Source organism: Streptomyces anthophorae (assembly GCF_049310305.1).
GTDB lineage: Bacteria > Actinomycetota > Actinomycetes > Streptomycetales > Streptomycetaceae > Streptomyces.
This window is the reverse complement of sequence record NZ_JBLWQQ010000001.1, coordinates 4477137-4499473: the sequence shown is the minus strand read 5'-3', so window position 1 is coordinate 4499473 and position 22337 is coordinate 4477137. Positions and strand designations below refer to the sequence as shown.

Below are 22337 nucleotides of genomic sequence, written 5' to 3'. Positions count from 1 at the left end.
CGATTGCGCCGGGCCGGTGGTGGCAATACGTATCGGTATGTCGAGTCGCGGCCGGGAGGCGGGAGCATGAGCATCTGGTGGTCCCTCCAACTGCGGCGCGACGCCGCGAGCGTGCCGCTCGCCCGGCGCCTCCTCATGGGCACCATGGAGACCGCGGGCGTCGACCCCGATGTCTCCTACGACCTGTCGGTCGCGCTCAGCGAGGCGTGTGCGAACGCCGTGGAGCACGGCGGCACGGCGACGAGCGAGGCGTCGGACGCGTTCCGGGTCACCGCGTACCTGGACGGCGAGCTGTGCCGCATCGAAGTGGCCGACACGGGCCCCGGCTTCACCGCGGCCGGCGGCCGCGCGGCGGTGGCGGTCCGCCCGGCGCCCGACTACGCGGAGCACGGCCGCGGCCTGTGCCTGATCCAGGAACTCGCCGACCATGTGCACTTCGTGAACAGACCCGGCAGGGGCGGCGCCGTGGTCAGCTTCGACAAGATCCTCAAGTGGCGGAAGGACGCGCCGCTGATGGCGGTGTGAGCCCGTTCTTCGCACCCGTTCTTCGCAACAGGGAGAGCTTTTACGCGACAAGGAGGGCCGCACCATCGGGTGCGGCCCTCCTTGTCGCGTTTTTCGGTGCTCAGCCCTTCAGGCGGGCCATCCACGCCTCGACCTCGTCGGCCTTGCGGGGCAGACCGGCCGACAGGTTCTTGTTGCCGTCCTCGGTGACGAGGATGTCGTCCTCGATGCGGACGCCGATGCCGCGGTACTCCTCCGGCACGGTCAGGTCGTCGGCCTGGAAGTACAGACCGGGCTCGACCGTGAGCACCATGCCGGGCTCAAGGGTGCCGTTCACGTACGCCTCCGTGCGCGCGACGGCGCAGTCGTGGACGTCCATGCCGAGCATGTGACCGGTACCGTGCAGGGTCCAGCGGCGCTGGAGCCCCAGCTCCAGGACGCGCTCGACCGGGCCCTCGACCAGGCCCCACTCGACGAGCTTCTCGGCGAGCACCCGCTGCGCGGCGTCGTGGAAGTCCCGGAACTTGCCGCCCGGCTTCACGGCCGCGATACCGGCCTCCTGGGCCTCGTACACGGCGTCGTAGATCTTGCGCTGGAGCTCGCTGTACGTGCCGTTGATGGGCAGCGTGCGCGTGACGTCGGCGGTGTAGTACGTGTGCGTCTCCACGCCGGCGTCGAGCAGGAGCAGGTCGCCGGAGCGGACGGCGCCGTCGTTGCGGACCCAGTGCAGGGTGCAGGCGTGCGGGCCCGCGGCGCAGATGGAGCCGTAGCCGATGTCGTTGCCCTCCACGCGTGCGCGCAGGAAGAACGTGCCCTCGATGTAGCGCTCGGAGGTGGCCTCGGCCTTGTCGAGCACCTTCACGACGTCCTCGAAGCCGCGCACGGTCGAGTCGACGGCCTTCTGGAGCTCGCCGATCTCGAACGCGTCCTTCACGACGCGCGCCTCGGAGAGGAAGACCTTCAGCTCCTCGTCGCGCTCGGCGGTGACCTTGTCGGTCAGGGCGGCCTCGACGCCGGCGTCGTAGCCGCGCACGACGCGCGTGGGGCCGGTGACCTCGCTCAGCTTGTCGGTGAGCTCGCGCACGTCGGACGCGGGGATGCCGTAGTGCTTCTCGGCCTCGGTCAGGGAGTGGCGGCGGCCGACCCACAGCTCGCCCTGGCCGTCGAGCCAGAACTCACCGTTCTCTCGGTTGGAGCGCGGCAGCAGGTAGAGCGTCGCGTCGTGGCCGCCGGACTTCGGCTCCATGACGAGGACGCCGTCCTCCGTCTGGTTGCCGGTCAGGTAGGCGTACTCGACCGAGGCGCGGAACGCGTACTCCGTGTCGTTCGAGCGGGTCTTGAGGTTGCCCGCGGGCACCACGAGGCGCTCGCCCGGGAAGCGGGCGGACAGGGCGGCACGGCGGGCGGCGGTCTCGGCGGCCTGTGCGATCGGCCGCAGGTCGTGCAGCTCGGTGTCGGCCCAGCCGGACTTCATGTTCTCGGCGAGCTCGTCGGACACGCCCGGGTAGAGGCCGTTCTTGCGCTGCTTGATGGGCTCCTCGGCCTCGGCGGCCTCCGGACCCGCTGCGGTAGCGGCATCTTCAATACAGCCCGGGTTGAGCTCCTCCGACACGGTTCCTCCTCGACGCGGCGGGCCCGGTGAAATGCCCTGGATGCGGCAGTGGACCCACTCCATCGTACGAGCGTACGGAAGGGGGTCCAGGGCCGGAGGGCCTGTTACGCACCGCGCCCCTGAGGTCACTCGAAGCGCGCCGCGAGCAGCACCACGTCCTCCTCGCTCTCGACCGCGTCGAGGCCGTCCGGGAGCACCGACCGCAGCACGTGGTCGGCGATCGCCCCGGGGTCGTCACGGATCGCTCTGGGCACCCCGGCGGCGGCCGCGTGCAGCCGGGCGAACGCGCGGTCCATGGGGTCGCCGGTGCGGCGCAGCAGGCCGTCCGTGTACAGCAGCACGGTCTCGCCCGGCTCGGGGGTGATCTCGACGCTCGGCGCCTCCCAGCAGGCGAGCATCCCCAGCGGCGCGGAGAGCGTCGTCTCGGCGTACTCGGTGCGCCGCGCGCCGATCACCAGGGGCGGGCTGTGCCCGGCGCCCGCGAGGACGATCTTGCGCTGGGCGGGCTCGCAGTAGGCGAAGAGGGCGGTCGCGCTGCGCGCCGGCTCGGTCAGGCGCAACAGGAGCTCCAGATCGGACAGGACCGCCACCGGGTCCTCCCCCTCCATGACCGCGTACGCCCGCAGGGAGGCGCGCAGCCGGCCCATCGCGGCGACCGCGCTCGCGCCGGAGCCGCTGACCGAGCCGACCGCGAGCCCGAGCGCCCCCTCGGGCAGCGGCAGCGCGTCGTACCAGTCGCCGCCGCCGCGCGGCCCTGTGCGGTGCCGGGCGGCGAGCTGCACCCCGGCGACCCGGGGCAGGCGCGGCGGCAGCAGCTCGTCGGCGACGGTGCGTGACCACGCGCGCGTGCGCTCCAGCTCCAGGAGGCGGGCGAGGTGTTCGGTGGCGTAGCGCGTGTACAGGCCGATGAGGTGGCGCTGGCGCTCGACGGGCTCGGCCGGTTCGTCGTAGAGCCAGACCGCGGCGCCGAGCCGGCCGGCCGCCTCGGTGGCGAGCGGCATCGTGTAGCTGGCGGCGTAGCCCAGGCGCGCGGCGACCTCGCGGTGGCGCGGGTCGAGTCCGTCATCGGCGAGCAGATCGGCGTGCGCCTCGGGCTCGGCGGACAGCCCGTCGAGGATCCGCCCGTACGAGGTGGAGCCGCGCGGCACCGTCTCGATGTGCCCGAGGTCGGGCCTGGACAGGCCGAGGCCGACGGTGGTGTCGGGGCCGCGCCCGTCGCCCGGTTCCAGGACGACGAGTCCGCGCCGGGCGCCCACCAGGGCGGCTCCGGCGCGCAGCAGTTCGTGCAGTGCGTCCTCGAGTGCGGCCGTGCGCGCCAGACGTTCCGTGAGTTCGTGCAGCGTCGTGAGATCGGAGACCCACCCCGCGAGCCGGTCCTGGATCACGGCTCCGGGGGCCACGGGGGCGGGTGTGACCTGCGACACGGGGGAAGCGGGCGCGGTACTGGGGGCTGGAGAGGGAACCTGTCCAGGAGGGGAATCGATTCCGGCCACTTTCGGCAGGCGCGGGGTTGTCATGGCTTCCGGCTTTCCGACCGGTGCATATTGCTCGTTAGCATCGCAAACCCCCATGTCATTCTGCGCCGCTAGCAATGCCTCCACATGTACACGGACTCGTTGGGGGATGTCCAGCATTGTCCGACCGGGAATCCTGGTGTCTGTCGTGGTCAAACGGCATTCGAGGAAAAACGATCTTTGTTCTCATATGTGATCCCGCTCCGATCCCGAGCCGATCCTGATCGTTCGAAGATGGCCAAAAACTGCCTGGGGGAAGCGCTCATTGCGGTCGACTGGCATTGTTCAGCTGTGGTCGACAGAGCGTCATGACGGCCGTGATGGGTACGTAGTCGGTGAAGACCAGGGGCAGTTGGGATCCGTCCGGAACCTGGTGACGGAACCGGGCGTCATAACCATCGGCGACCGTGTCCCATCCTCCCGCGGCGGCGGCGGCGAGAAATACGCGGGACGGCAAACGCCAGGCGCCGCCACCCCACGCCAGGCTTTTAAAGCACACAGCAGGCGCTCGGACTATAGGGGTTCAACCCTGCCTCGGGCCGGTGGTTCCGGCTGGGGTGTGGCGCTCCAACACGTACGCGCAGTGACTGATCGACACATGGTGTGATGTGGCCCATAGCGTTCTCTTCGGTCTACGGAAAGGAACGAGCGCTCATGCGCGAGATCCTCGGAAGGCGACGCAGGCTCCTGTCCAGGCGTGACAACGGGAAGTCTGACCTGATCAGCGCGGCCCTCACGTTCGCGACAGCGTGGCAGTGGCCGGTCCTCCCGGGCATAGGGCTCGAAGCGGGAGGCCGTCGTGACGGCGTCCGCTGCGCCTGCCCCGACCCGGAGTGCACGGTGCCCGGCGCGCACCCCTTCGACCCGGGGCTGCTCGCCGCGACGACCGATGAGCGCATGGTCCGCTGGTGGTGGACCAACCGCCCCGAAGCGCCGATCGTGCTCGCCACCGGTGCCCCGTCCGGTACCTCGGAGGGGCGCGCGCCCTGCGCGGTGAGCCTCCCGGCCGTCGCGGGCGCCCGCGCGCTCGCCGCGTTCGAGCGCAGGGACGTGCGGCTCGGCCCGGTGATCGCGACGCCGGAGCGGCTCGCGATCCTCGTGGCGCCGTACTCGATGGAGCAGCTCGGCGAGCTCCTGTACGCGCAGGACTTCGTGCCCGGCTCGCTGCGCTTCCACGGGGAGGGCGGATATCTCGCCCTGCCGCCGTCGATCTCGGGTGCGGGACAGGTGCGTTGGGAGCGTGCGCCGCTGCCCGGTTCCGCGGCCCCGTGGGTGCCGGATGTGGAGGCCGTGGTCGGCACGGTGGTCGACGCCCTCACCCGTACGGGTGTGAGTGCGCCCGAGTTGTAGCGGAATCCGGCGCGCGGCGGGCCGGTGGCCGGGGTGCGCGCCGATATCTTCGGCGCATGCCTGCCGCGCCACGCTCCCCCCAGCTCCCGGACGAGACCGAGCGGGAGCGGCCGCACGCGCGACTGCGGCTGTTCGGTCTGCTCGCCGTGGTGGTTCTCACGGCGGCGCTGCCGCTGGCGGGCGCGTCCGCGGGCCCCGTGGGCGACGGGCCCACGCGGCAGCCGGCCACCGAGACCAAGGCCGCGGAGGCCGACGCCACCAAGGCGGACGCCACCGAAGCCGACGTCTCCGATGACGCCGACCCGTCGAACGGCACGTCGAGTGGCGAGTCGGACGACAGCGCGAGCGGCGACAGCAGGGACGAGAACCCGGCCGGGCGGGAGGCCGGAAAGCCCTCCCTGCTGACGGGTCTCGGCCTGACCACCGAGGCCCACTGCGGTCCCCAAGTGTCCGCCCCGGACGGCATCGAGGCGCAGACCTGTGTGCTCGTCCAGGGTCACGACACCTGGGCGCGTACCTATTACCGCAACGCGACGGGCTCGGATCTGGCCGCCGTACTGACCCTGATGGCACCCGGTGGACGCACGGTGCAGCTGCACTGTGCCGTGGGTGCGGAGGACGAACCGGGGATGTGCGAGACACCGCGGGGACGTACGCGGGGGGAACCCGGCCAGTACACGGCGGTGGCGGAGTACGCGAAGGGCCGGGAAGGCCCGCTGCTGCTGCGCTCCGGAAGCAACTCGGCGCCGTAGCACGGGGGTTGAGGCCCGGCGGCTGCTGAGCAGACATGGAAGCGCCCGGTTGCTGGCGACGGGGGATGCACCAGCAACCGGGCTACTTGAACGGTAACAAGAGATCGCCGGTTAGCAAATTCGAACTCTTCTATTCGGACATGGATTTACCTGCAACTACCGGGAGTTGTGACCCGGCTCACCTCGCGGTTCGAGAGGTTTTCCCGTCCTGGTGGGCTGACTGGTCGGTCAGCCCACCAGAAGCTGTGAATCAGCTGAGCGTCACCTGTCGGTTGGTGAGCCCGCCGCGCGCGCGACGCTCGTCCGGGGTCAGCGGTGCGTCCGTGGCCAGCGCGCCGGCCAGTCGCTCGGCGAACTCGGCGGCCGGCTTCTCGATGTCCTCCGCCCGCACCGAGCTGGGCAGGTCCCAGACCGGAACGGTCAGGCCGTGCGCCCGGAAGGAGCCCACCAGGCGGGTGCCCTCGCCGAGCGACGACGTGCCGGCCGCGTGCAGCCGCGCCAGCGCGTCGAGCAGCTTCTCCTCCGCGTGCGGCATGACCCACCTGAGGTGGTTCTTCTCCGGCGTCTCGCACCAGTAGGCGCTGTCCACGCCGGTCAGCTTCACGGTGGGGATCGCCGCGGCGTTGGCCCGCTCCAGGGAGGCGGCGACCTCGCCCGACGCGTTCTCGGAGTCCGGCACCCAGAATTCGAAGCCCGTGTGCACGATGGGCTCGAAAGTGCCCTCCGGGGCGAGCACGTCCTGAAGGCGCGGACCGTCGGCCGGCGCGCGGCGGGTCTGCACCGGGTTGCCCGGCTCCGTGGTCAGCGCGCGCAGCAGCGTGTCGGCCAGGTCGCGGCTGATGTCCCCGGAAGGCGTCTCGTTCTGAAGGCCGAGCAGGACCGAGCCGTCGTCGCGGCGCAGCGCGGGCCAGGCCATGGGCAGCACGGTGGCGAGGGTCACCGAGGGGACGCCCTCGGGGAGCCCGTCCTTCAGGGTCAGCTCGACCGTAGCCGCGGGCACCAGCTCGCGCAGCGCGACCCAGTCGCCCTCGCCGGGCAGGCCCTCGAAGGGGCGCTGCACCAGCTCGGTCACCGCGTGCGCGGCGACCCGGCCGTGGCAGGCCTTGTAGCGGCGACCGCTGCCGCAGGGGCAGGGTTCGCGGGCACCGACGACGGGGACCTCGCCTGCGGTGACGTGCGGCTTGCCCTTGGTCTGCGGGCGCTTCTTGGCCATCTTGGGTGTCTCCCGGATACGGCTCTCGTACGTACGGCGGCGAGCCTAGCCGCTCGTACTGACAAGAGGGGGATTCAGCCCAACTGGCCGCGCCCGGCCGGTTTTCAGCCCAGCTCGTCGAAGGCGTCGGGGAAGCCCAGGTCCGCCAGGTCCCCGACGGGTGGTGAGGCGACCCGCGAGGCGAAGTCGTCCCCGCGCTGCGCCATGGCCTCCGCGTGGACGTCCTTGTGGACGATCACCCAGACGGTGACCTCGCCGCGCATGCCGTCGCGTACGCCCCAGTCGTCGGCGAGCGCCGTGATGATGTTGAGCCCGCGGCCGCCGTGCGCCGTGATCGAGGGTGTGGCCGGAATCGGGCGGGTGGGCCCGCCGCCGTCCGTCACCTCGACCGCGAGGCAGCCGCGGTCGTCGACCCGCCAGGCGGCGCGTACGTCACCGTCGCCGGCCAGGTCGTCGCCGAGCGGCCGGCCGTGCCGGCACGCATTGCTGAGCAGTTCGGAAAGGATGAGAACCGCATCGTCGATGACCGTTTCCGGTACGCCGCTCATGCGCAGTTGTTCACGCATGCGACGCCTTGCCGCGCCCACGCCCGCAGGGCCATGGGGTACGGCCATGCTCGACGACGCGGGCACCTCCTGTGCCACCACCAACGCCACCCCCGAGACCTCCTTTGCCCCACGCCACGGTGTGAATGCCCCAATGGAATGGACCGGAAACCGGCCATCCCGCTTCCGGTGACGCACTCGTGACGATCGAATACGGTCCGAACGCGCCGGGGCACACCCTGTGACGGCGTTGGGGAAAGGTGGCCGGATTCCGCCTCAGGACCTGCCGAGGTGGCGCAGCACCGCCGCGGGCCGATTGGTGATGATCGCGTCGACGCCCAGGCTCGCGCAGAGGTCGATGTCCTCGGGCTCGTCCACGGTCCAGACGTGGATCTGGTGACCCGCGCGCGCGAGCTTGTCGACGTACGCGGGGTGGTTGCGCACGATCCGGATGCTGGGGGCCGCGATGTGCACGCCCCTGGGGAGGCGTCCTTCGCGGTGGCGGGGCGAGACGAACTGCATCAGGTAGACCGTCGGCAGCGTCGGGGAGGCCTCCTGGACGCGTGCCAGGGAGCGCGCGGAAAAGCTCATCACGCGCACGCGCGAGGGTTCGTCGGGCACCGGGGCGTCCAGGCCGAACCGCTTGAGCAGGAGCAGCAGCCGCTCCTCCACCTGCCCCGCCCACCTGGTGGGGTGCTTGGTCTCGACCGCCAGCTCCACCCGGCGTCCCGCGTCGGTGACCAGCTCGAGCAGGCGCTCCAGCGTCAGGACGGAGGTGTCGGAGGTGTCGGCCGCGCTGCCCGTCCAGTCGGGGACCTCGTCCTGGCCCTTCCAGGAGCCGAAATCGAGGGCGGCGAGCTCCGCGAGCTCCAGTGTGGAGACGGCTCCGCGGCCGTTCGACGTACGGTTGACGCGGCGGTCGTGCACGCATACGAGATGACCGTCGGCCGTCAGCCGCACATCGCATTCGAGGGCGTCCGCGCCGTCCTCGATCGCCTTCTTGTAGGCGGCCAATGTGTGTTCGGGGGCGTCCTGGGAGGCACCGCGGTGGGCCACGACCTGAATGCGCTGCTGTTGTGCGAGGGTCACCGCGTCATGGTGCCACCGCGCGGCGCAGGACCAGGAAAACTTCGGCCCAGCGGATGCGTCCGTTTTGCCGGACGTAAAGGATGGCAGGGGACGCACAGGATCGTCTTACGGTGGCCTGACGTCCCGTGGGAAAGGCTGACGGCGTACAACAGCACAAGTGGACCGTGACAGGACCATGCCGGGTCGGTGGCGCGCGTGACAGCCGCCGGCCCCGGGCATCCAGACAGGACGGATCGGCGACGACAGCCGTGGATCGAGGAGAGAAAGCTGTGAGCACCGAGAACGAGGGCACCGAGGTACCGCCGGCCCCGTCCGCACCTCCCGTGCCGGTGGACGCTCCCGCTGCTCCCGCCGCGTCGGCGGCATCCTCCCAGGGTGCCGCGTCCGGTGCGCCGGGTGCGGCGGGACCCGCCCACGGCGGCGACTGGCCGCCCCCGCCGCCCGCCATGCCGGCCTACGCGTCGGGCGGTGGCGGCGGAGGCTGGGGCGCCTCGTACCAGCAGCAGGAGCCCAAGCCGGGCGGCCGGCGCGGTGGCCTGGTCGCCGGGATCATCGCGGCGGCACTGGTCGCGGGCGCGGTCGGCGGTGGCGTGGGCTACTGGGCGGCCGAGCGGGGCGACGGATCGAGCACGGGCTCGACGACCGTCTCCGCCTCCAACCCGGCCGACCTCAAGCGCGACAAGGGCACCGTCGCGGGCATAGCCGCCAAGGCGCTGCCCAGCACGGTCACGATCGAGGCCGAGGGCAACAACGGCGAGGGCGGCACCGGCACGGGCTTCGTGTACGACAAGCAGGGCCACATCCTCACCAACAACCACGTGGTGGCGGAGGCGGCCGACGGCGGCAAGCTGTCGGCGACGTTCTCGAACGGCAAGAAGTACGACGCCGAGGTGATCGGCAAGGCGCAGGGCTACGACGTGGCGGTCATCAAGCTCAAGAACGCGCCGGACGACCTGAAGCCGCTCACGCTCGGAAACTCCGACAAGGTCGCGGTCGGCGACTCGACCATCGCGATCGGCGCGCCCTTCGGCCTGTCGAACACGGTGACGACGGGCATCGTCTCCGCCAAGGACCGCCCGGTGGCCTCCAGCGACGGCACCGGCAGCAGCAAGGCCTCGTACATGAGCGCCCTCCAGACCGACGCGTCGATCAACCCGGGCAACTCCGGCGGCCCGCTGCTGGACGGCAACGGGAACGTGATCGGCATCAACTCCGCCATCCAGTCCGCCTCCAGCGGCGGCATGGGCGGCGGTTCGGGCCAGTCCGGCTCGATCGGTCTCGGCTTCGCCATTCCGATCAACCAGGCCAACATGGTCGCCCAGCAGCTCATCAAGACCGGGCAGCCGGTCTACCCGGTGATCGGGGCCTCCGTCTCCCTCGAGGAGGGCACCGGCGGCGCGAAGATCACCGAGCAGGGCGCGGGCGGCTCCGCGGCCGTCACGCCGAACGGGCCGGCGGACAAGGCGGGCCTCAAGCCCGGCGACGTCATCACCAAGCTCGACGAGCAGCCCATCGACTCGGGGCCGACCCTGATCGGCCAGATCTGGACGCACAAGCCGGGCGACTCCGTGAAGCTCACCTACACGCGCGACGGCAAGGAGCACACGGTCGACGTGACCCTGGGCGAGCGCAAGGGCGACAGCTGACCGAGCCCGCGACCCGACCCGCTAGGCTGGTCCCGCGCCGCGACGGTCCTCAAGACCGCTGCGGCGCGGGGTGGGTTGCCCGAGCGGCCTAAGGGAACGGTCTTGAAAACCGTCGAGGCGAGAGCCTCCGTGGGTTCAAATCCCACACCCACCGCACAGTTGGGTGAGCCCCCGACCGGGATCCCGGTCGGGGGCTCACTCGCGTTCGGGAGCGCTACGGACCTGCCGTGAGGCGCGCCGCCGAGGCGATCGTGGAGCGGGCCTCCCGTTCGGTCAGGCCGGTGTGCACCGCCGCGTCGGCCAGGGCGTCCGCGAGGGTGTCGCCGACGCCGTTCTCGTACGCCCGGCAGGCCGCCCAGAAGAGCCGGGTGTTGCGCTGGCCCTCATGGGCGCTGAGAACGAACTGGACGAGGCCCAGACCGTGTTGACCGGGGCGGCCCGTCATGGGGTGGTGAGCGCGCGGCGGGGGCGTGAGCAGGCGCAGGAGCGCCGGTGGGCAGGGCGCGGGCGGCAGGTGCCCGGTGCCAGGGACCGTGCTGTAGACGCCGTGCTCGGTGCGCGAGCCGGGCCCCACGAGGTAGCCGCCGGCGCCCCGGATGTCGATGCCGGGGGCGAGGCGGCCCGCGGAATTGGGCACGACGGCGTCCGGCGGGCCGGAGAGCCACAGGTGCCGGCCGCCGCTCGGGGTGGCCACGACCACCGTGTCGGGGATCGTGAAGAGATGCCGTAAGGCCAGCTCACGCAGGGAGGCGGAGGCGTCGGTGCCGGACTTGGTGTCCAGGTCGACGCCGATGAGGTGGTGCGGGGCCAGGCCGCACGCGATGCCGTAGCCGGTCGCCCTGGGAGCGGCGGCGAAGAGCGCGCGGATACGGCGCGGATCGGTCGACGCGTCGTACACGCCGTGCCCCGGAAGGCCGCATTCACCGTGGCAGCGCGGGGCCGTGGGCGGGTCGCCGCGGTGCGGTGAGGGCAGCGCCGGGAGCTTGGTCCTGGCCAGGGGGATGACGGCGAGCCCGCGCTCGGCGGCGGACAGGGCGTGCGCGAGGGCCAGGGTCGCGAGGGACGGGTGGGGTGGGCAGTGGGGCGGGTGCCGGTCCATGGTGGCCATGCCCTCATTTTCGTACGCATGTTCGAAGAAGGGAAGTGGGGCCGGTCATCCGAGGGAAGCATTTACCAAAAATGTGCTGAAACGCTTCGTCGTTTGGGCTGCTTGGGCAGGGCTGGTCCCGAGGTGGCGCACTCCGGCCTGAGCTGGGGTTTTCCGGGCGTGAAGAGGGTTTATCGACATGTCCTCACGCTTGCGAGCGAATCGCGGCTTCCGGGGTGGTTCGCCGGGGATTCGGTGGGCAATTCTGATCTCGCGACGTCGTGAACTTCGCCGGGGCGGTCGGCCAACTGCCTTGGTACATCCCGTACTTGATGGGCGGCCGGACCTCGTCCGAGCGCCCGGAGCGTACTTCCTGTCCTGGAGGAATAGACATGGCTTCCATCCGTACTGCCCGCGCCATCGCCGCCGTCGCCGCCCTGCCCCTTGCGGCAGCCCTCTTCTCCGGAGTGGCGATGGCCGACAACGGCTCGTTCGCGGACAACGGATCGAACGCGGGGGTGGCGACCGTCAGCGGCAGTGGTGTCGGTGACGACAACTACGGCAACTCGTCGACCACGCAGCAGCAGGCGGTCGGCAACGGCGCCTCGAACCAGAACAACGAGGCTCAGGTGAACGGGTCCGGATTCACGGCGATCGACCAGTCGAACGTGAACGTGAACTTCACCGAGCTCTGGTAAGCCACCGGCTCCTGCGCTGCGGGGGTCTTCCGTGGGGTGCGACAGTCTGCGCGGCGGTGCTTCGGCGCCGCCGCGCAGGCGCGTGTGCCGGGGGCCGCGCCCTGCGCGTCCGGGCGATGGTGTGCGTGACGGGGCGGTGGCGTGCGTACCTGGGCGGTGGCGTGCTGATCTCTTGACACCCATCGGTATCTGACGGACAGTCAGAAACCCTTGTCGGTACGAGGCCAGTCCTGGAGGGCAGCCGCCGTGCACCTCGCCCCCACCGAGCGCCAGCGCGAGCTGCGCGCTCAACTGAGAGAGAGATTCCGTACGTTGATGCCGAGTGGCCCACCGGCGGCCGACGACCCGGCCGGTCAGCGCCGGCTGCTGCGTGCCATCGGGGCCGAGGGCCTCCTCGGGCTCGGCTGGCCCGCCGAGTACGGCGGCCAGGGCCGCGGCGCCGACGAGCAGTTCGTGTTCTTCGACGAGGCGTACCGGGCCGGCGCGCCGGTCTCCATGGTCACGTTGAACACCGTCGGCCCGACGCTCATGAAGTACGGCACCGAGGAGCAGAAGGCCTACTTCCTGCCCCGGATCCTCACGGGCGACCTGGTCTTCGCGATCGGCTACAGCGAGCCGTCGGCGGGCACGGACCTCGCGTCTCTGCGCACGCGCGCGGTGCGCGACGAAGCGAGCGGCGACTGGGTGATCGACGGGCAGAAGGTGTTCACGTCGAACGCGCAGAACGCCGACTGGATCTGGCTCGCCTGCCGGACCGACCCCGAGGCGCCCAAGCACAAGGGCATCTCGATCATCCTCGTGCCGACCGACGCGCCCGGTTTCTCGTGGACCCCGATCGACACCGTCGGCGGCCTGACCACGACGGCCACGTACTACGACGGGATCCGGGTCCCCGGCTCGAACCTCGTCGGCGAGGAGAACGCCGGCTGGGGGCTGATCACCAACCAGCTCAATCACGAGCGGGTCGCCCTCGCCGCGATCGGGATGCAGGCCGAGGACTTCTACGTACGGGTGGCCGACGCCGCCCGTACCCCCGATCCGGTGACCGGCGAGCGCCGTGTTGACACCCCTTGGGTCCGATCTCAACTCGCCGAAGCGCATGCCCGCCTGGCGGCAACGCGCCTGCTCAACTGGCGTTTGGTGGGGGATGTCGGGGCGGGCCGACTGGCCCCCGGGGACGCCAGCGGCGTGAAGTTCGCGGGAACGGAATCCGCGGTCGAGACGTATCGAATATGTCAGCAGATCGCGGGCGACGCCGGGTGGGTGCGGGCCGGTTCGCCGGGTGCGTTCGGTGCGGCGGGGGGTGGTGCGGCGGGCGTGGGCGAGGGCGAGTTGGAGCGGATGAACCGCGCGGCGCAGATCAACACCTTCGGTGGCGGGGTGAGCGAGGTGCAGCGCGAGATCGTGGCGACGATGCGGCTCGGGATGCGGAGGGGGAAGCGGTGAGTGCGGGAGTTGCGGGGCAGGAGTTCATGGGGCACGAGCCCTTGGCGTACGAGAAGCTGAAGGCCTTCGAGGGACGGGTGGCGGCCACCGAGGCCGAGGGCCTGGACCCGGTGAACGCACCGATGATCCGGCACTGGTGCGAGGCCATGGGCGACAGGAACCCCGCCTACGAGGGGCCGAACGCGATCGCGCCGCCGACCATGTTGCAGGCCTGGACGATGGCCGGGCTGACCAGCTACGAGGGGCGCTCACCCGCCCACGACGAGCTGTTCGGGCTGCTCGACGGGGCGGGGTACACCTCGGTCGTCGCCACCGACTGCGAGCAGGAGTATCTGCGGCCGCTGCGGCCCGGTGACGCGATCACGTACGACTCGGTGATCGAGTCGGTTTCACCGCTGAAGACGACGAAGCTGGGTACGGGGCACTTCATCACGACGCGGATGAACGTCCGGGTGGGCGAGGAGCTCGCTGGGACGCACCGGTTCCGCATCCTGAAGTACACGCCGGCCAAGCGGAGTTCGAGCGGCGGGGCGGCGAGGAGCGGGGCGGCGAAGAAGGACGGGAACCGGCGGCCGCGCCCCGTCGTCAACCGGGACAACGCGGGCTTCTGGGAGGGCGTCGCCGCGCACCGGCTGCTCATCCAGCGCTGTCGCGCATGTGGGACGCTGCGTTTTCCCTGGCTGCCGGGGTGCAACGCATGCGGCGGGCAGGAGTGGGACACCGTCGAGGCGAGCGGCGAGGGCACCGTCTACAGCTACGTGGTGATGCACCATCCGCCCTTCCCTGCATTCGATCCGCCGTACGCGGTGGGGCTCATCGAGCTGGCCGAGGGCGTGCGCATGGTGAGCAACGTCGTGGGGGTGCCGAGCGACAAGGTGCGCATCGGGATGCCCGTACGCCTCGAATTCCTCACGGTGGACGACGAGTTGGAGCTGCCCGTCTTCCGCGTCGTCGAGGGGGCCTGACATGGACTTCACCCCTACCCCGGAGCAGGAGGCGGCGCGTGATCTCGCCGCGCGGATCTTCGGCGACCTGGCCACACCGGAGCGGCTCGCGGGCCTCGGTGGCGGCACGGACGGCGAGCTCTGGAAGGAGCTGGGCGCGGCGGGCCTCGTGGGCGCGGTGGAGGAGACCGGACTGCTCGGGCTCGCCCTGATGCTGGAGGAGCAGGGCCGGACGACGGCGCAGGTGCCGTTCGCCGCGAGCTGTGTGTACGGCCTCCTGGCGGTGGCGGCGCACGGCACGGACGAGCAGCGGGAGCGGCTGCTGCCGGGGCTCCGGGACGGTTCGGCCGTGGCGGCGGGGGCGTTTCCCGCGCGCGGTGGGATCGTGGTGGACACCCTGCCGGACGGGCGGGCGCGGCTCACCGGGGCCGTGCCGTGGGTGCCGTGGCTGCGGGACGCGACGCACGTCCTGGTGGCGGTCCGGGGCGAAAGCGGAAGCGGAAGCACTGTCCACAGCCTGTGGACAGTGCGCGCGGAGGACGCCGGGTGCGAGCCTGTCGAACTGACCGCGCCCTGGTCCGCGGGGCGGCTCGTGCTCGACGGCGTGCCGGCCGAGCGGATCGGCGGGCCAGAGGCCTACGCGGACGTGCTCGCGGCCGCGCGGACCGCCTTCGCCGGGTTGCAGGCCGGGGTCTGCGCCGGATCGCTCGACCGGGCCGTGGAGCACACGAACGAGCGGGAGCAGTTCGGCAGGCCGCTCGCCGCCAAGCAGGGTGTCCAACTCCGGGCCGCGGAGGCGTACATGGACATTGAGGCGATCCGGGTGACCACGTACGAGGCGGCCTGGCGGCGCGACGCCGGGCTCGATCACGAGAGCCATGCGCTGACCGCGGCCTGGTGGGCGTCGGAGGCGGGCAAGCGGGTCGTGCACACGGGCCAGCATCTGCACGGCGGCATGGGCGCCGACCTGGACCACCCGGTGCACCGGCACTTCCTGTGGGGCCGGCAGCTGGACGGATATCTGGGATGCGGCGCCGAACTCCTGGCGGAGCTGGGCGAGGTGATCGCGTCAGGAGCAGGAGCAGGAGCAGGAGCAGGAGCAGGAGCAGGAGCAGGAGCGGGAGCGGGCGCGGGCGACGAAGGGGAGGCCGCATGAAGGCCGGAGAAGAGCTCACGATGCGGGCCGGGGACGAGCTGGAGCCCTTGACGATCCCGATCACCCGGACGCTGATCGTCTCCGGGGCCATCGCGTCGCGCGACTACCAAGATGTGCACCACGACGTGGAGTTGGCGCACCAGAAGGGCTCCCCCGACATCTTCATGAACATCCTGACGACGAACGGTCTTGTGGGGCGCTACATCACCGACCACTTCGGCCCGAACGCCGTCCTGCGCAAGGTCGCGATACGCCTCGGCGCACCCAACTATCCGGGCGACACCATGGTGTTGAGCGGCACGATCACCGAGGTGGCGGGTGACACGGCGCAGGTGAAGGTCGTCGGCAGGAACGGCATCGGCAGCCACGTCACCGGCACAGTGACGGTCGTCGTCCCCGAGGGGAGCGCGGCATGAGCGTGCGCGGCAAGGACAGGCTCGGCGGAAAGGCCGCGATCGTCGGCATCGGCGCCACGGAGTTCTCCAAGGACTCGGGACGCAGCGAGCTGAAGCTCGCGGTGGAGGCGGTGCACGCGGCGCTCGACGACGCGGGCCTGTCCCCGTCCGACGTCGACGGCCTGGTCACCTTCACCATGGACACCAACCCGGAGATCACCGTGGCGCAGGCCGCGGGCATGGGGGAGCTCTCCTTCTTCTCCCGGGTGCACTACGGGGGCGGCGCGGCCTGCGGCACCGTGCAGCAGGCGGCCCTCGCGGTGGCGAGCGGCGTGGCCGACGTCGTGGTCTGCTACCGCGCCTTCAACGAACGCTCGGGCAGACGCTTCGGCTCGGGCGTGCAGCACAGGGAGCCCTCGGCGGAGGGCGCGGCGCTCGGCTGGAACCTGCCGTTCGGGCTGCTCACCCCGGCGTCCTGGGTGGCGATGGCGGCGCAGCGCTATCTGCACACGTACGGTCTGACCCCCGAGGCGTTCGGCCATGTCGCGGTCACCGACCGCAAGTACGCGGCGACGAACCCGGCGGCGTACTTCTACGAGAAGCCGATCACGCTCGCCGACCACGCGGAGTCGCGCTGGATCGTCGACCCGCTGCGGCTGCTCGACTGCTGCCAGGAGACGGACGGCGGGCAGGCGATCGTCGTCACCAGCGTGGAGCGGGCCCGCGATCTGCCGAACCCGCCCGCGGTGATCCGGGCCGCGGCGCAGGGGGCGGGCCGCGCGCAGGAGCAGATGACGAGCTTCTACCGGGACGACCTGACGGGCCTGCCGGAGATGAGCGTCGTGGCGCGGCAGTTGTGGCGCACGGCGGGCCTCGGGCCGGACGACATCGACGTGGGCATCCTCTACGACCACTTCACGCCGTTCGTGCTCATGCAGCTGGAGGAGTTCGGCTTCTGCAAGCCGGGCGAGGCCGCCGGACTCGTGGCGGAGGAGAGGCTGCCGCTCAACACCCATGGGGGACAATTGGGCGAGGCGTATCTGCACGGGATGAACGGCATAGCGGAAGGCGTGCGGCAGGTGCGGGGCACGGCGGTGAACCAGATACCGGGCGCGGCGACCACGCTGGTCACGGCGGGCACCGGGGTCCCCACCTCAGGGCTGATCCTGGGATCGGACGGCTGACGGAGGCGTCCGCCCCCGCTCCCGGGCGCGGTGGAGTCAGGGCCGTCCCCCAGGGGACCTCACCCCTGACTCCACCTTCAGGAGGTGGGGCCAGCACCCGTCGTACAACCTGAGGCGGACGCCGCTTCGGGACCTCCGGCCGATCCCCGGGAGTAGGGGGCGCTCATAGCGTGGAGCCATGACCGCAACCCTGGCGCCTGTCCGCACCAGCGCACCCGAGGCCACGCCGCGCACCGCCTCGGTGGCGCGCCCGGCAGCCACCGCGTCCTCGGCGTATCCGTCGTTCGCGTCGTACGTCCGGGCCCGCCAGCCCGTGCTGCTGCGCACCGCCCGGTCGTTGACGTCGAACCCGTGCGACGCCGAGGACCTGTTGCAGACCGCGCTCGCGAAGACGTACGTCGCGTGGGACCGGATCGAGGACCACCGGGCGCTCGACGGCTATGTGCGCAGGGCCCTGCTGAACACCCGGACCTCGCAGTGGCGCAAGCGCAAGGTCGACGAGTTCGTCTGCGACGAGCTGCCGGAGCACCGGGAGACGCCCACCGGGGACCCCGCCGAGCAGCAGGTGCTGCACGACGCGATGTGGCGCGCCATCACGAAGCTGCCCGCGCGGCAGCGGGCGATGGTGGTCCTGCGCTACTACGAGGACCTGAGCGAGGCCCAGACGGCGCAGGTGCTCGGAGTCTCCATCGGCACGGTGAAGAGCGCGGTGTCGCGGGCGCTCGGCAAGCTCCGCGAGGACCCGGAACTGCGGCACACGGCGTGACCAGCGGTGCTTTCCGGGTCATTCAGTGATCGATCATTCCCGGAAGTAGTGACATACCGAGCGGTATGCAGTGAGAATCGGCGGAACCCTACTGCTCCGTAGCGCCCACCGGGAGGACGCCGTGCTGAGCACGATGCAGGACGTACCGCTGACCGTGACCCGCATTCTGCAACACGGCGCGCGGGTGCACGGTTCGTCCCAGATCACCACGTGGACCGGCGAGGCCGAGCCGCACCGCCGCAGCTTCCGCGAAGCCGCCGAGCGCGCCCACCGACTCGCCAACGCGCTGCGCGACGAGCTCGGCGTGCGCGAGGACGACCGGGTCGCGACCCTCATGTGGAACAGCGCAGGTGAAACACTCACCGTGTGACCTGCGGAAATACGCGAAAGGGCCCGGTCATCCGCCACGGGGGAAGCGGACGACCGGGCCCGGTCGCGTGCGGCCTACGCCGCGTGGTTCTTCGGGGGGATCACGAAACCGCGCACCGGGCGACCGCCGGCGGGCAGCGTGGCCGAGTAGTCGCCGCGGTCGATCAGGGCGTCGAGCACGTTCGCCGTGATGTCCTCGCGCAGCTCCGGTTCCGGCCGGTCGTAGATCCGCCACTCGCCGGCCGGGTTGTCCGGGTCGGCGGGCGCGGCCACTCCGGGCCGGTCCATCTCGCTGAGCATGCGCGCTACGCGGCGGGCCTCATCCTCGTTCATCGTGTCTCCCCTCGGCGGTTCCGTCTCGAGGCTACGCGCCCGCGGCCACGGCGACCGGCGGTTGCGGAGTCGGCATCGGGCGGATAGCGCACTCGGGCGCGTGCTGGCACTTCGCGGCGACGGCGATCCCGTCGTCGGTCGGCGCGGTCCACAGGTCCGGGTCGACGCTGTACCCGGCGCGTTCGATCATCGCGCGCGTGCGCTCGAGGATCTGCGGGTCGTAGTTCGTCGGGTCATACCCGGGGTGGTGGTGCACGAAGCGGCCGAAACGCGCGCACAGGTCGGCGTACAGCGAGGTGTGCAGAATCAGCGCGTGCCACCCCTCGTCGACGACGCGCGAGGGCGCCATCGGCACGTCGTACTGTGCGCCGGCGGCGACGAACTTCGCGGCCTCGCCCACGATGCGGCAGGCGAGCGAATCGCTCATCGTCGGGTTGTTGTCCCGCACGGTGACCAGTACGCGGCTCATCTGGTCGTTGGTGAGTAGCTTGGTGGTGTCCACTGTTCTCCCTTGGTTGTGGGTTCGGTGGTCACCGCCCCCCGGGGAGTCTTGGCAGGCACCCGGGGGGCGGGGTCTCATTGAGCCGGTGATCCGGCGATCGCCAGTGCCACGACGGCGACGCACGATGCGGCCACGGTCGCGGCGTACAGCGGCCCGGCGAACTGGGCGGCCTTCTCGCGCAGCGTCATGTCTGGTCGTCCTCTTCGCGCTTGCGCTGCTCGCGCTCGGCCGCTCGACGCTGCGCCCGGTTGCCGTTCGGGTCCGGCACGGCGGCGCTGGGACGGCGGGTCACGCTGCGCCGCAGCTGCGCGCGGTTCTTCTTGCGGGTCATCGTCCCCCTACGGGTGATGTGGTCAGGATGAGTGCGGCGAGGAGTCCGCCGGCGCAGACGGCCGGCGCGATGGCCTCGAGGCGGGGAAGGGTCGGGCGCCGTGCGGCGTCCTCGAGGTCGAGCTCGTCGGCGTGCGTGCGGCACGCGTACAGGCGGCCCGTGATGGGGCCGGATCCCGGTTCGCCGTTCGGGCCGGCCACGCTTCCGCCGGAGGTCTCGAACACGAGGACTGTTCCGGCGCGGTGGCATCGAACGCAGCGGCTCACTGCTCGACACCCGCGCGGTACTCGGCGTCGCCCGGGTGCTGCTCGATGACAACGGCGATCAGGGCGCCGCGGAGCACACCGGGATGCGTGAGCAGCCGGTCGCGGGGCGCGCGGATCCAGTACGGGCCGGGTCCGCCGGTGCGCCCGCGGGGCGGGATCTCGACGTAACACGTCGTGCTGTAGGTGTCGACGCCCGGCACCGGTACCCACGATGCGGCGGACCCGGGCGGCAGGAGCCAGTACAGGTCACCGCTGTACGGGTCGCGGATGACGGCGCCCGACTCGTCGCCGAGCGCGGCGAGGGCGGGGCGGGCGAGGTGCGAGGGCGCGCGTACCGCGTCCCATGCGATCCCGGCCGGCTGCATCTGCGAATCGGTGCCGTTCGGCGGTATCCACGGCACGGCGGGCGGGGCTGCTCCGGTCGCGGCTGCTGCGATGTTGGCGCGGCGAGCGCGGTCCTGCGGAGTTCTGTTGGCTGTCGGCACGGGTACCCCCGGCGCGTAGGTGACTGGTAGTCACTGAACGTAGACGCGCCGGAGGTTGGGCGGTATGGCACTTTCCGGGGCCGAGCAACGGAAGTGCCACCGAGCGTTACTAGGCGGGTACGCCGATCGCGTCGGCGAGGTCGCGCATTTCCGGGGTGAGGGTGCGGCGTCGACCAATGATCCGGCCCATGATGTCGCGGGCGTACCGCTGCTGCGGGAGCCATTCCGGCTGATCGCCGCGGATCCGTTGCAGTACCTCGATGGCGTCGCCGTACTGGCGCATGCGGGCGTGCGCGTTCGCCACGTCGAGCAGGTGCCGGGCGCGGTTGCTGCCGGTCGTCATGCCTTGCGGCATGTGGGCGGCGAGCTTGAGCACGTTGTCGGGCCGGTCGGTTACCGATGCGTGCTCGACGCGGTGCTGAGCGACCGTCACGGGGCCGAACGTGCGCAGTGTGTCGACTCCGGCCACGTCTTCGCGGCCGACGGCGACGGCGGCCGAGCGTGCAAGGCGCAGTGCGTCGGCGGCCTCGCCCGGGCGGTTGTCGCGCACCGCGGCGCCGGCGGTGCGTAGCAGCATCCATCCCCATGCGGCGAGCTCGCCCGACGTGGCGCGGGACATGCGCGGTTCGGTGTCGTCGGCCCAACGGGCGGCGAGCTCGCGCGCTTCGGCGAGGCGGCCCATGCGGAGCAACAACCAACAGTGCGTGTTGATGGTGGCGGCGCCGTCGAGGCGGTCGCCGGCGGTGTCGAGGGCGCGCTCGAGGGCGGCCGTCGCGGCCTCGTACTGGCGGGTCTGGGTGAGGAGCCATCCGGCGAGCTGCAACACGCGGACCTGTACGGCGCGGGCGCGGGGGCCGTTGTCGGTGAGGGCGTCGGCGTCGCGCAGTAGCGGCGGGAGGATCGCGGCGAGGCCGGCGAGGTCGACGGCGGCGAACAGGGGCTCGGCGGCGTCGAGGGCGGCGGCGACTCCGGCCGTGGTGGGTTCGTCCTCGAGGCGGTCGGCCGGCGGGGCGAGTAGTGCGGCCCGCACGTGTGCCCACTGGTCGACGGTGACGGGGTCGGCGTGGTCGGCGTCGCGGTGCAGTAGGCGGCCGGTGGGCACGCGGAGTGCGTAGGCGAGGCGCCGTGCGGTCTCCATGCGGGTATCGCGGTACTCGCCCTGCTCCAGCTTCCGCACCAGGGACAGGGAAACGCCCGCGGACGTGGCGAGGTCGCGTTGCGTCATGCCGCACCGTTTGCGGATCTCGCGCATGCGCTCGCCGATGTGCGTGTCGGTGTGCTCGGGCATACTGGGTGCTCCGTTCTCGAACTCGACACTCGGAACGGTACGCCCGCCGACGCGTTGACGGGTAGTTCACGGCCTCCGCTGGGTGACGGCGGGGGCCGTTGCCCGTGAACGCACAGAACGCCCCCCGCACGGCCACGTGAGGCCGTGCGGGGGGCGTTGTGCTGCTACTTGGTGGCGAACTGGTAGAGGGTGAGGCACAGGCCGGCGAGGGCGACCAGCGCGGCCAGGGACGGCAGGGGCCACCGGGAGCGTTCGAGGGCATCGAGGCGGGCCGTGTCGCGCTTCTGTCGTTCGGTCTCGCCGCGCTCGACGGTGTCGAGGCGGCCGTCGTGGTCGTCGAGTCGCCGCGTGTTGTCCTTGATCGCCTCGTCGCTCTGGTCGTGCCGCTGGACGAGTAGCGCGAGGGCGCCGTCGGTGCGGGTGAATCCGACCTCGATCGTGCGGCGAATCCGCTCGAGCTCGAGGGCGACGGCGGCCGGATCGGATGGGGTCGGGACGGTCACGCGTTACCGCCCCCGGTGTCCGGCTCGGGGTCCTTGCGGAGCCACGCGGGCAGGAACCGTTGCACGGTCGGGCTGTTCATCGCTCGCGTGATGCCGGCGGCGACGGCGAGGGCGAGGCCGTATCCGGCGGCCGTCTCGGGCACGCCGAGCGTGGGAAGCAGGACCGGGAGGGCGGCGGCGAGGCCGACGACGGTCTGTACGACGGTCCGCAGAGTGCGGCGGGTGGAGTCCTTCACGGGGGGATCCGTTCGTTCGGGGGTGGTGCCCGCCCTCGAGGTCGAGGGCGGGCCGGGCGGGTGGCTACGCGGCCACCTGGAAGCCGTGCCGGCGGCCGAGCGTCGAGAGGGAAGCGCGGCCGG

The 22337-nt window shown here is 71.5% G+C and carries 25 protein-coding genes, 1 tRNA gene and 1 pseudogene; 13 read left to right on the top strand and 14 right to left on the bottom strand.

The genetic code is table 11. The annotated features are described in order from the left end of the window. Positions 1-66 precede the first annotated feature (66 nt). Positions 67-525 carry an ATP-binding protein gene (locus tag ACNYS0_RS20390; RefSeq protein ID WP_422475574.1) on the top strand — a complete coding sequence of 153 codons (459 nt, stop codon included), beginning with the start codon at positions 67-69 and terminating at the stop codon, positions 523-525. A 100-nt stretch (positions 526-625) separates the two neighbouring features. On the opposite strand, the gene ACNYS0_RS20385 is transcribed toward ACNYS0_RS20390, so the two are convergent. Both ACNYS0_RS20385 and ACNYS0_RS20380 read right to left on the bottom strand, forming a co-directional pair. After that, complete coding sequence (locus ACNYS0_RS20385) at positions 626-2116, bottom strand: aminopeptidase P family protein (RefSeq protein ID WP_422475572.1); 1491 nt, start codon at positions 2114-2116, stop codon at positions 626-628. Positions 2117-2241: 125 nt separating this feature from the next. Next, entirely contained in the window at positions 2242-3750 is a 1509-nt protein-coding gene (locus ACNYS0_RS20380; protein ID WP_422475570.1) for a PP2C family protein-serine/threonine phosphatase, read from the bottom strand. Between the two features lie 534 nt (positions 3751-4284). Between ACNYS0_RS20380 and ACNYS0_RS20375 the strand changes: the two genes are divergently transcribed. Both ACNYS0_RS20375 and ACNYS0_RS20370 read left to right on the top strand, forming a co-directional pair. Next, entirely contained in the window at positions 4285-4980 is a 696-nt protein-coding gene (locus tag ACNYS0_RS20375; protein ID WP_422475568.1) for a bifunctional DNA primase/polymerase, read from the top strand. 56 nt (positions 4981-5036) lie between these two features. Continuing rightward, positions 5037-5732 (top strand): hypothetical protein, encoded by a 696-nt coding sequence (locus ACNYS0_RS20370; protein WP_422475566.1) that lies wholly within the window; start codon positions 5037-5039, stop codon positions 5730-5732. 250 nt (positions 5733-5982) lie between these two features. On the opposite strand, the gene ACNYS0_RS20365 is transcribed toward ACNYS0_RS20370, so the two are convergent. From ACNYS0_RS20365 to ACNYS0_RS20355, 3 genes are all read right to left on the bottom strand, one after another. Next, positions 5983-6945 (bottom strand): DUF5926 family protein, encoded by a 963-nt coding sequence (locus ACNYS0_RS20365; RefSeq protein ID WP_422475564.1) that lies wholly within the window; start codon positions 6943-6945, stop codon positions 5983-5985. A 104-nt stretch (positions 6946-7049) separates the two neighbouring features. After that, a complete protein-coding gene (locus ACNYS0_RS20360; protein ID WP_422475562.1) occupies positions 7050-7688 on the bottom strand; it encodes an ATP-binding protein in 639 nt (212 codons plus the stop codon). 78 nt (positions 7689-7766) lie between these two features. After that, the gene (locus ACNYS0_RS20355; protein WP_422475560.1) at positions 7767-8579 is read right to left on the bottom strand and encodes a glycerophosphodiester phosphodiesterase; all 813 of its coding nucleotides are present in this window, start codon (positions 8577-8579) and stop codon (positions 7767-7769) included. A gap of 269 nt (positions 8580-8848) precedes the next feature. On the opposite strand from ACNYS0_RS20355, the gene ACNYS0_RS20350 reads away from it, so the two are divergent. After that, positions 8849-10225, top strand: a complete 1377-nt coding sequence (locus ACNYS0_RS20350; RefSeq protein WP_422475558.1) for a S1C family serine protease — start codon at positions 8849-8851, stop codon at positions 10223-10225. 69 nt (positions 10226-10294) lie between these two features. Further along, positions 10295-10379, top strand: a tRNA-Ser gene (locus ACNYS0_RS20345). 60 nt (positions 10380-10439) lie between these two features. Here ACNYS0_RS20345 and ACNYS0_RS20340 read toward each other — a convergent pair. Next, positions 10440-11333, bottom strand: coding sequence for a bifunctional DNA primase/polymerase (locus ACNYS0_RS20340; RefSeq protein ID WP_422475556.1), 894 nt, complete (start codon positions 11331-11333; stop codon positions 10440-10442). Between the two features lie 371 nt (positions 11334-11704). Between ACNYS0_RS20340 and ACNYS0_RS20335 the strand changes: the two genes are divergently transcribed. From ACNYS0_RS20335 to ACNYS0_RS20300, 8 genes and pseudogenes are all read left to right on the top strand, one after another. Next, a complete protein-coding gene (locus tag ACNYS0_RS20335; RefSeq protein WP_385758845.1) occupies positions 11705-12010 on the top strand; it encodes a hypothetical protein in 306 nt (101 codons plus the stop codon). A gap of 246 nt (positions 12011-12256) precedes the next feature. Then, on the top strand, positions 12257-13456 hold the full coding sequence (locus ACNYS0_RS20330; protein WP_422475554.1) for an acyl-CoA dehydrogenase family protein: 1200 nt from the start codon (positions 12257-12259) through the stop codon (positions 13454-13456). A gap of 26 nt (positions 13457-13482) precedes the next feature. Continuing rightward, a complete protein-coding gene (locus tag ACNYS0_RS20325; RefSeq protein ID WP_422482736.1) occupies positions 13483-14421 on the top strand; it encodes a bifunctional MaoC family dehydratase N-terminal/OB-fold nucleic acid binding domain-containing protein in 939 nt (312 codons plus the stop codon). A 1-nt stretch (position 14422) separates the two neighbouring features. Further along, positions 14423-15556 carry an acyl-CoA dehydrogenase family protein gene (locus ACNYS0_RS20320; RefSeq protein ID WP_422475552.1) on the top strand — a complete coding sequence of 378 codons (1134 nt, stop codon included), beginning with the start codon at positions 14423-14425 and terminating at the stop codon, positions 15554-15556. A gap of 20 nt (positions 15557-15576) precedes the next feature. Then, positions 15577-15972: a MaoC family dehydratase gene (locus tag ACNYS0_RS20315; RefSeq protein ID WP_422482735.1), complete on the top strand. Its 396-nt coding sequence runs from the start codon at positions 15577-15579 to the stop codon at positions 15970-15972. Further along, complete coding sequence (locus ACNYS0_RS20310; RefSeq protein ID WP_422475550.1) at positions 15969-17135, top strand: lipid-transfer protein; 1167 nt, start codon at positions 15969-15971, stop codon at positions 17133-17135. The genes ACNYS0_RS20315 and ACNYS0_RS20310 overlap by 4 nt, the downstream gene beginning before the upstream one ends. Positions 17136-17313: 178 nt before the next feature. Further along, entirely contained in the window at positions 17314-17901 is a 588-nt protein-coding gene (locus ACNYS0_RS20305; RefSeq protein WP_422475548.1) for a SigE family RNA polymerase sigma factor, read from the top strand. Positions 17902-18022: 121 nt separating this feature from the next. Further along, positions 18023-18250, top strand: a pseudogene (locus tag ACNYS0_RS20300) (AMP-binding protein); the annotation flags it as partial. A 95-nt stretch (positions 18251-18345) separates the two neighbouring features. Here the strand turns inward: ACNYS0_RS20300 and ACNYS0_RS20295 are convergent. The 8 genes from ACNYS0_RS20295 to ACNYS0_RS20260 all read right to left on the bottom strand — a co-directional run bounded on the left by ACNYS0_RS20295 (position 18346) and on the right by ACNYS0_RS20260 (position 22214). Next, the gene (locus ACNYS0_RS20295; protein WP_422475546.1) at positions 18346-18603 is read right to left on the bottom strand and encodes a hypothetical protein; all 258 of its coding nucleotides are present in this window, start codon (positions 18601-18603) and stop codon (positions 18346-18348) included. Positions 18604-18634: 31 nt separating this feature from the next. Then, the gene (locus ACNYS0_RS20290; protein WP_422475544.1) at positions 18635-19105 is read right to left on the bottom strand and encodes a glycine-rich domain-containing protein; all 471 of its coding nucleotides are present in this window, start codon (positions 19103-19105) and stop codon (positions 18635-18637) included. Positions 19106-19289: 184 nt separating this feature from the next. Next, complete coding sequence (locus ACNYS0_RS20285; RefSeq protein ID WP_422475542.1) at positions 19290-19436, bottom strand: hypothetical protein; 147 nt, start codon at positions 19434-19436, stop codon at positions 19290-19292. Continuing rightward, positions 19433-19660 carry a hypothetical protein gene (locus ACNYS0_RS20280; protein ID WP_422475541.1) on the bottom strand — a complete coding sequence of 76 codons (228 nt, stop codon included), beginning with the start codon at positions 19658-19660 and terminating at the stop codon, positions 19433-19435. The genes ACNYS0_RS20285 and ACNYS0_RS20280 overlap by 4 nt, the downstream gene beginning before the upstream one ends. Positions 19661-19698: 38 nt before the next feature. Next, positions 19699-20187: a hypothetical protein gene (locus ACNYS0_RS20275; protein ID WP_422475539.1), complete on the bottom strand. Its 489-nt coding sequence runs from the start codon at positions 20185-20187 to the stop codon at positions 19699-19701. A gap of 109 nt (positions 20188-20296) precedes the next feature. Then, positions 20297-21475 (bottom strand): helix-turn-helix domain-containing protein, encoded by a 1179-nt coding sequence (locus tag ACNYS0_RS20270; RefSeq protein ID WP_422475537.1) that lies wholly within the window; start codon positions 21473-21475, stop codon positions 20297-20299. 164 nt (positions 21476-21639) lie between these two features. Beyond that, entirely contained in the window at positions 21640-21978 is a 339-nt protein-coding gene (locus ACNYS0_RS20265; RefSeq protein WP_422475535.1) for a hypothetical protein, read from the bottom strand. Beyond that, on the bottom strand, positions 21975-22214 hold the full coding sequence (locus tag ACNYS0_RS20260; RefSeq protein WP_422475534.1) for a hypothetical protein: 240 nt from the start codon (positions 22212-22214) through the stop codon (positions 21975-21977). The genes ACNYS0_RS20265 and ACNYS0_RS20260 overlap by 4 nt, the downstream gene beginning before the upstream one ends. Positions 22215-22337 lie beyond the last annotated feature (123 nt).

Coding starts and splice junctions, on each gene's coding strand:
- ACNYS0_RS20390 (WP_422475574.1), top strand. CDS start 67: ATGAGCATCTGGTGGTCCCTCCAACTGCGGCGCGACGCCGCGAGCGTG.
- ACNYS0_RS20380 (WP_422475570.1), bottom strand. CDS start 3,750: ATGCTGGACATCCCCCAACGAGTCCGTGTACATGTGGAGGCATTGCTA.
- ACNYS0_RS20375 (WP_422475568.1), top strand. CDS start 4,285: ATGCGCGAGATCCTCGGAAGGCGACGCAGGCTCCTGTCCAGGCGTGAC.
- ACNYS0_RS20370 (WP_422475566.1), top strand. CDS start 5,037: ATGCCTGCCGCGCCACGCTCCCCCCAGCTCCCGGACGAGACCGAGCGG.
- ACNYS0_RS20365 (WP_422475564.1), bottom strand. CDS start 6,945: ATGGCCAAGAAGCGCCCGCAGACCAAGGGCAAGCCGCACGTCACCGCA.
- ACNYS0_RS20340 (WP_422475556.1), bottom strand. CDS start 11,333: ATGGCCACCATGGACCGGCACCCGCCCCACTGCCCACCCCACCCGTCC.
- ACNYS0_RS20335 (WP_385758845.1), top strand. CDS start 11,705: ATGGCTTCCATCCGTACTGCCCGCGCCATCGCCGCCGTCGCCGCCCTG.
- ACNYS0_RS20325 (WP_422482736.1), top strand. CDS start 13,483: ATGGGGCACGAGCCCTTGGCGTACGAGAAGCTGAAGGCCTTCGAGGGA.
- ACNYS0_RS20320 (WP_422475552.1), top strand. CDS start 14,423: ATGGACTTCACCCCTACCCCGGAGCAGGAGGCGGCGCGTGATCTCGCC.
- ACNYS0_RS20315 (WP_422482735.1), top strand. CDS start 15,577: ATGCGGGCCGGGGACGAGCTGGAGCCCTTGACGATCCCGATCACCCGG.
- ACNYS0_RS20310 (WP_422475550.1), top strand. CDS start 15,969: ATGAGCGTGCGCGGCAAGGACAGGCTCGGCGGAAAGGCCGCGATCGTC.
- ACNYS0_RS20305 (WP_422475548.1), top strand. CDS start 17,314: ATGACCGCAACCCTGGCGCCTGTCCGCACCAGCGCACCCGAGGCCACG.
- ACNYS0_RS20295 (WP_422475546.1), bottom strand. CDS start 18,603: ATGAACGAGGATGAGGCCCGCCGCGTAGCGCGCATGCTCAGCGAGATG.
- ACNYS0_RS20285 (WP_422475542.1), bottom strand. CDS start 19,436: ATGACCCGCAAGAAGAACCGCGCGCAGCTGCGGCGCAGCGTGACCCGC.
- ACNYS0_RS20270 (WP_422475537.1), bottom strand. CDS start 21,475: ATGCCCGAGCACACCGACACGCACATCGGCGAGCGCATGCGCGAGATC.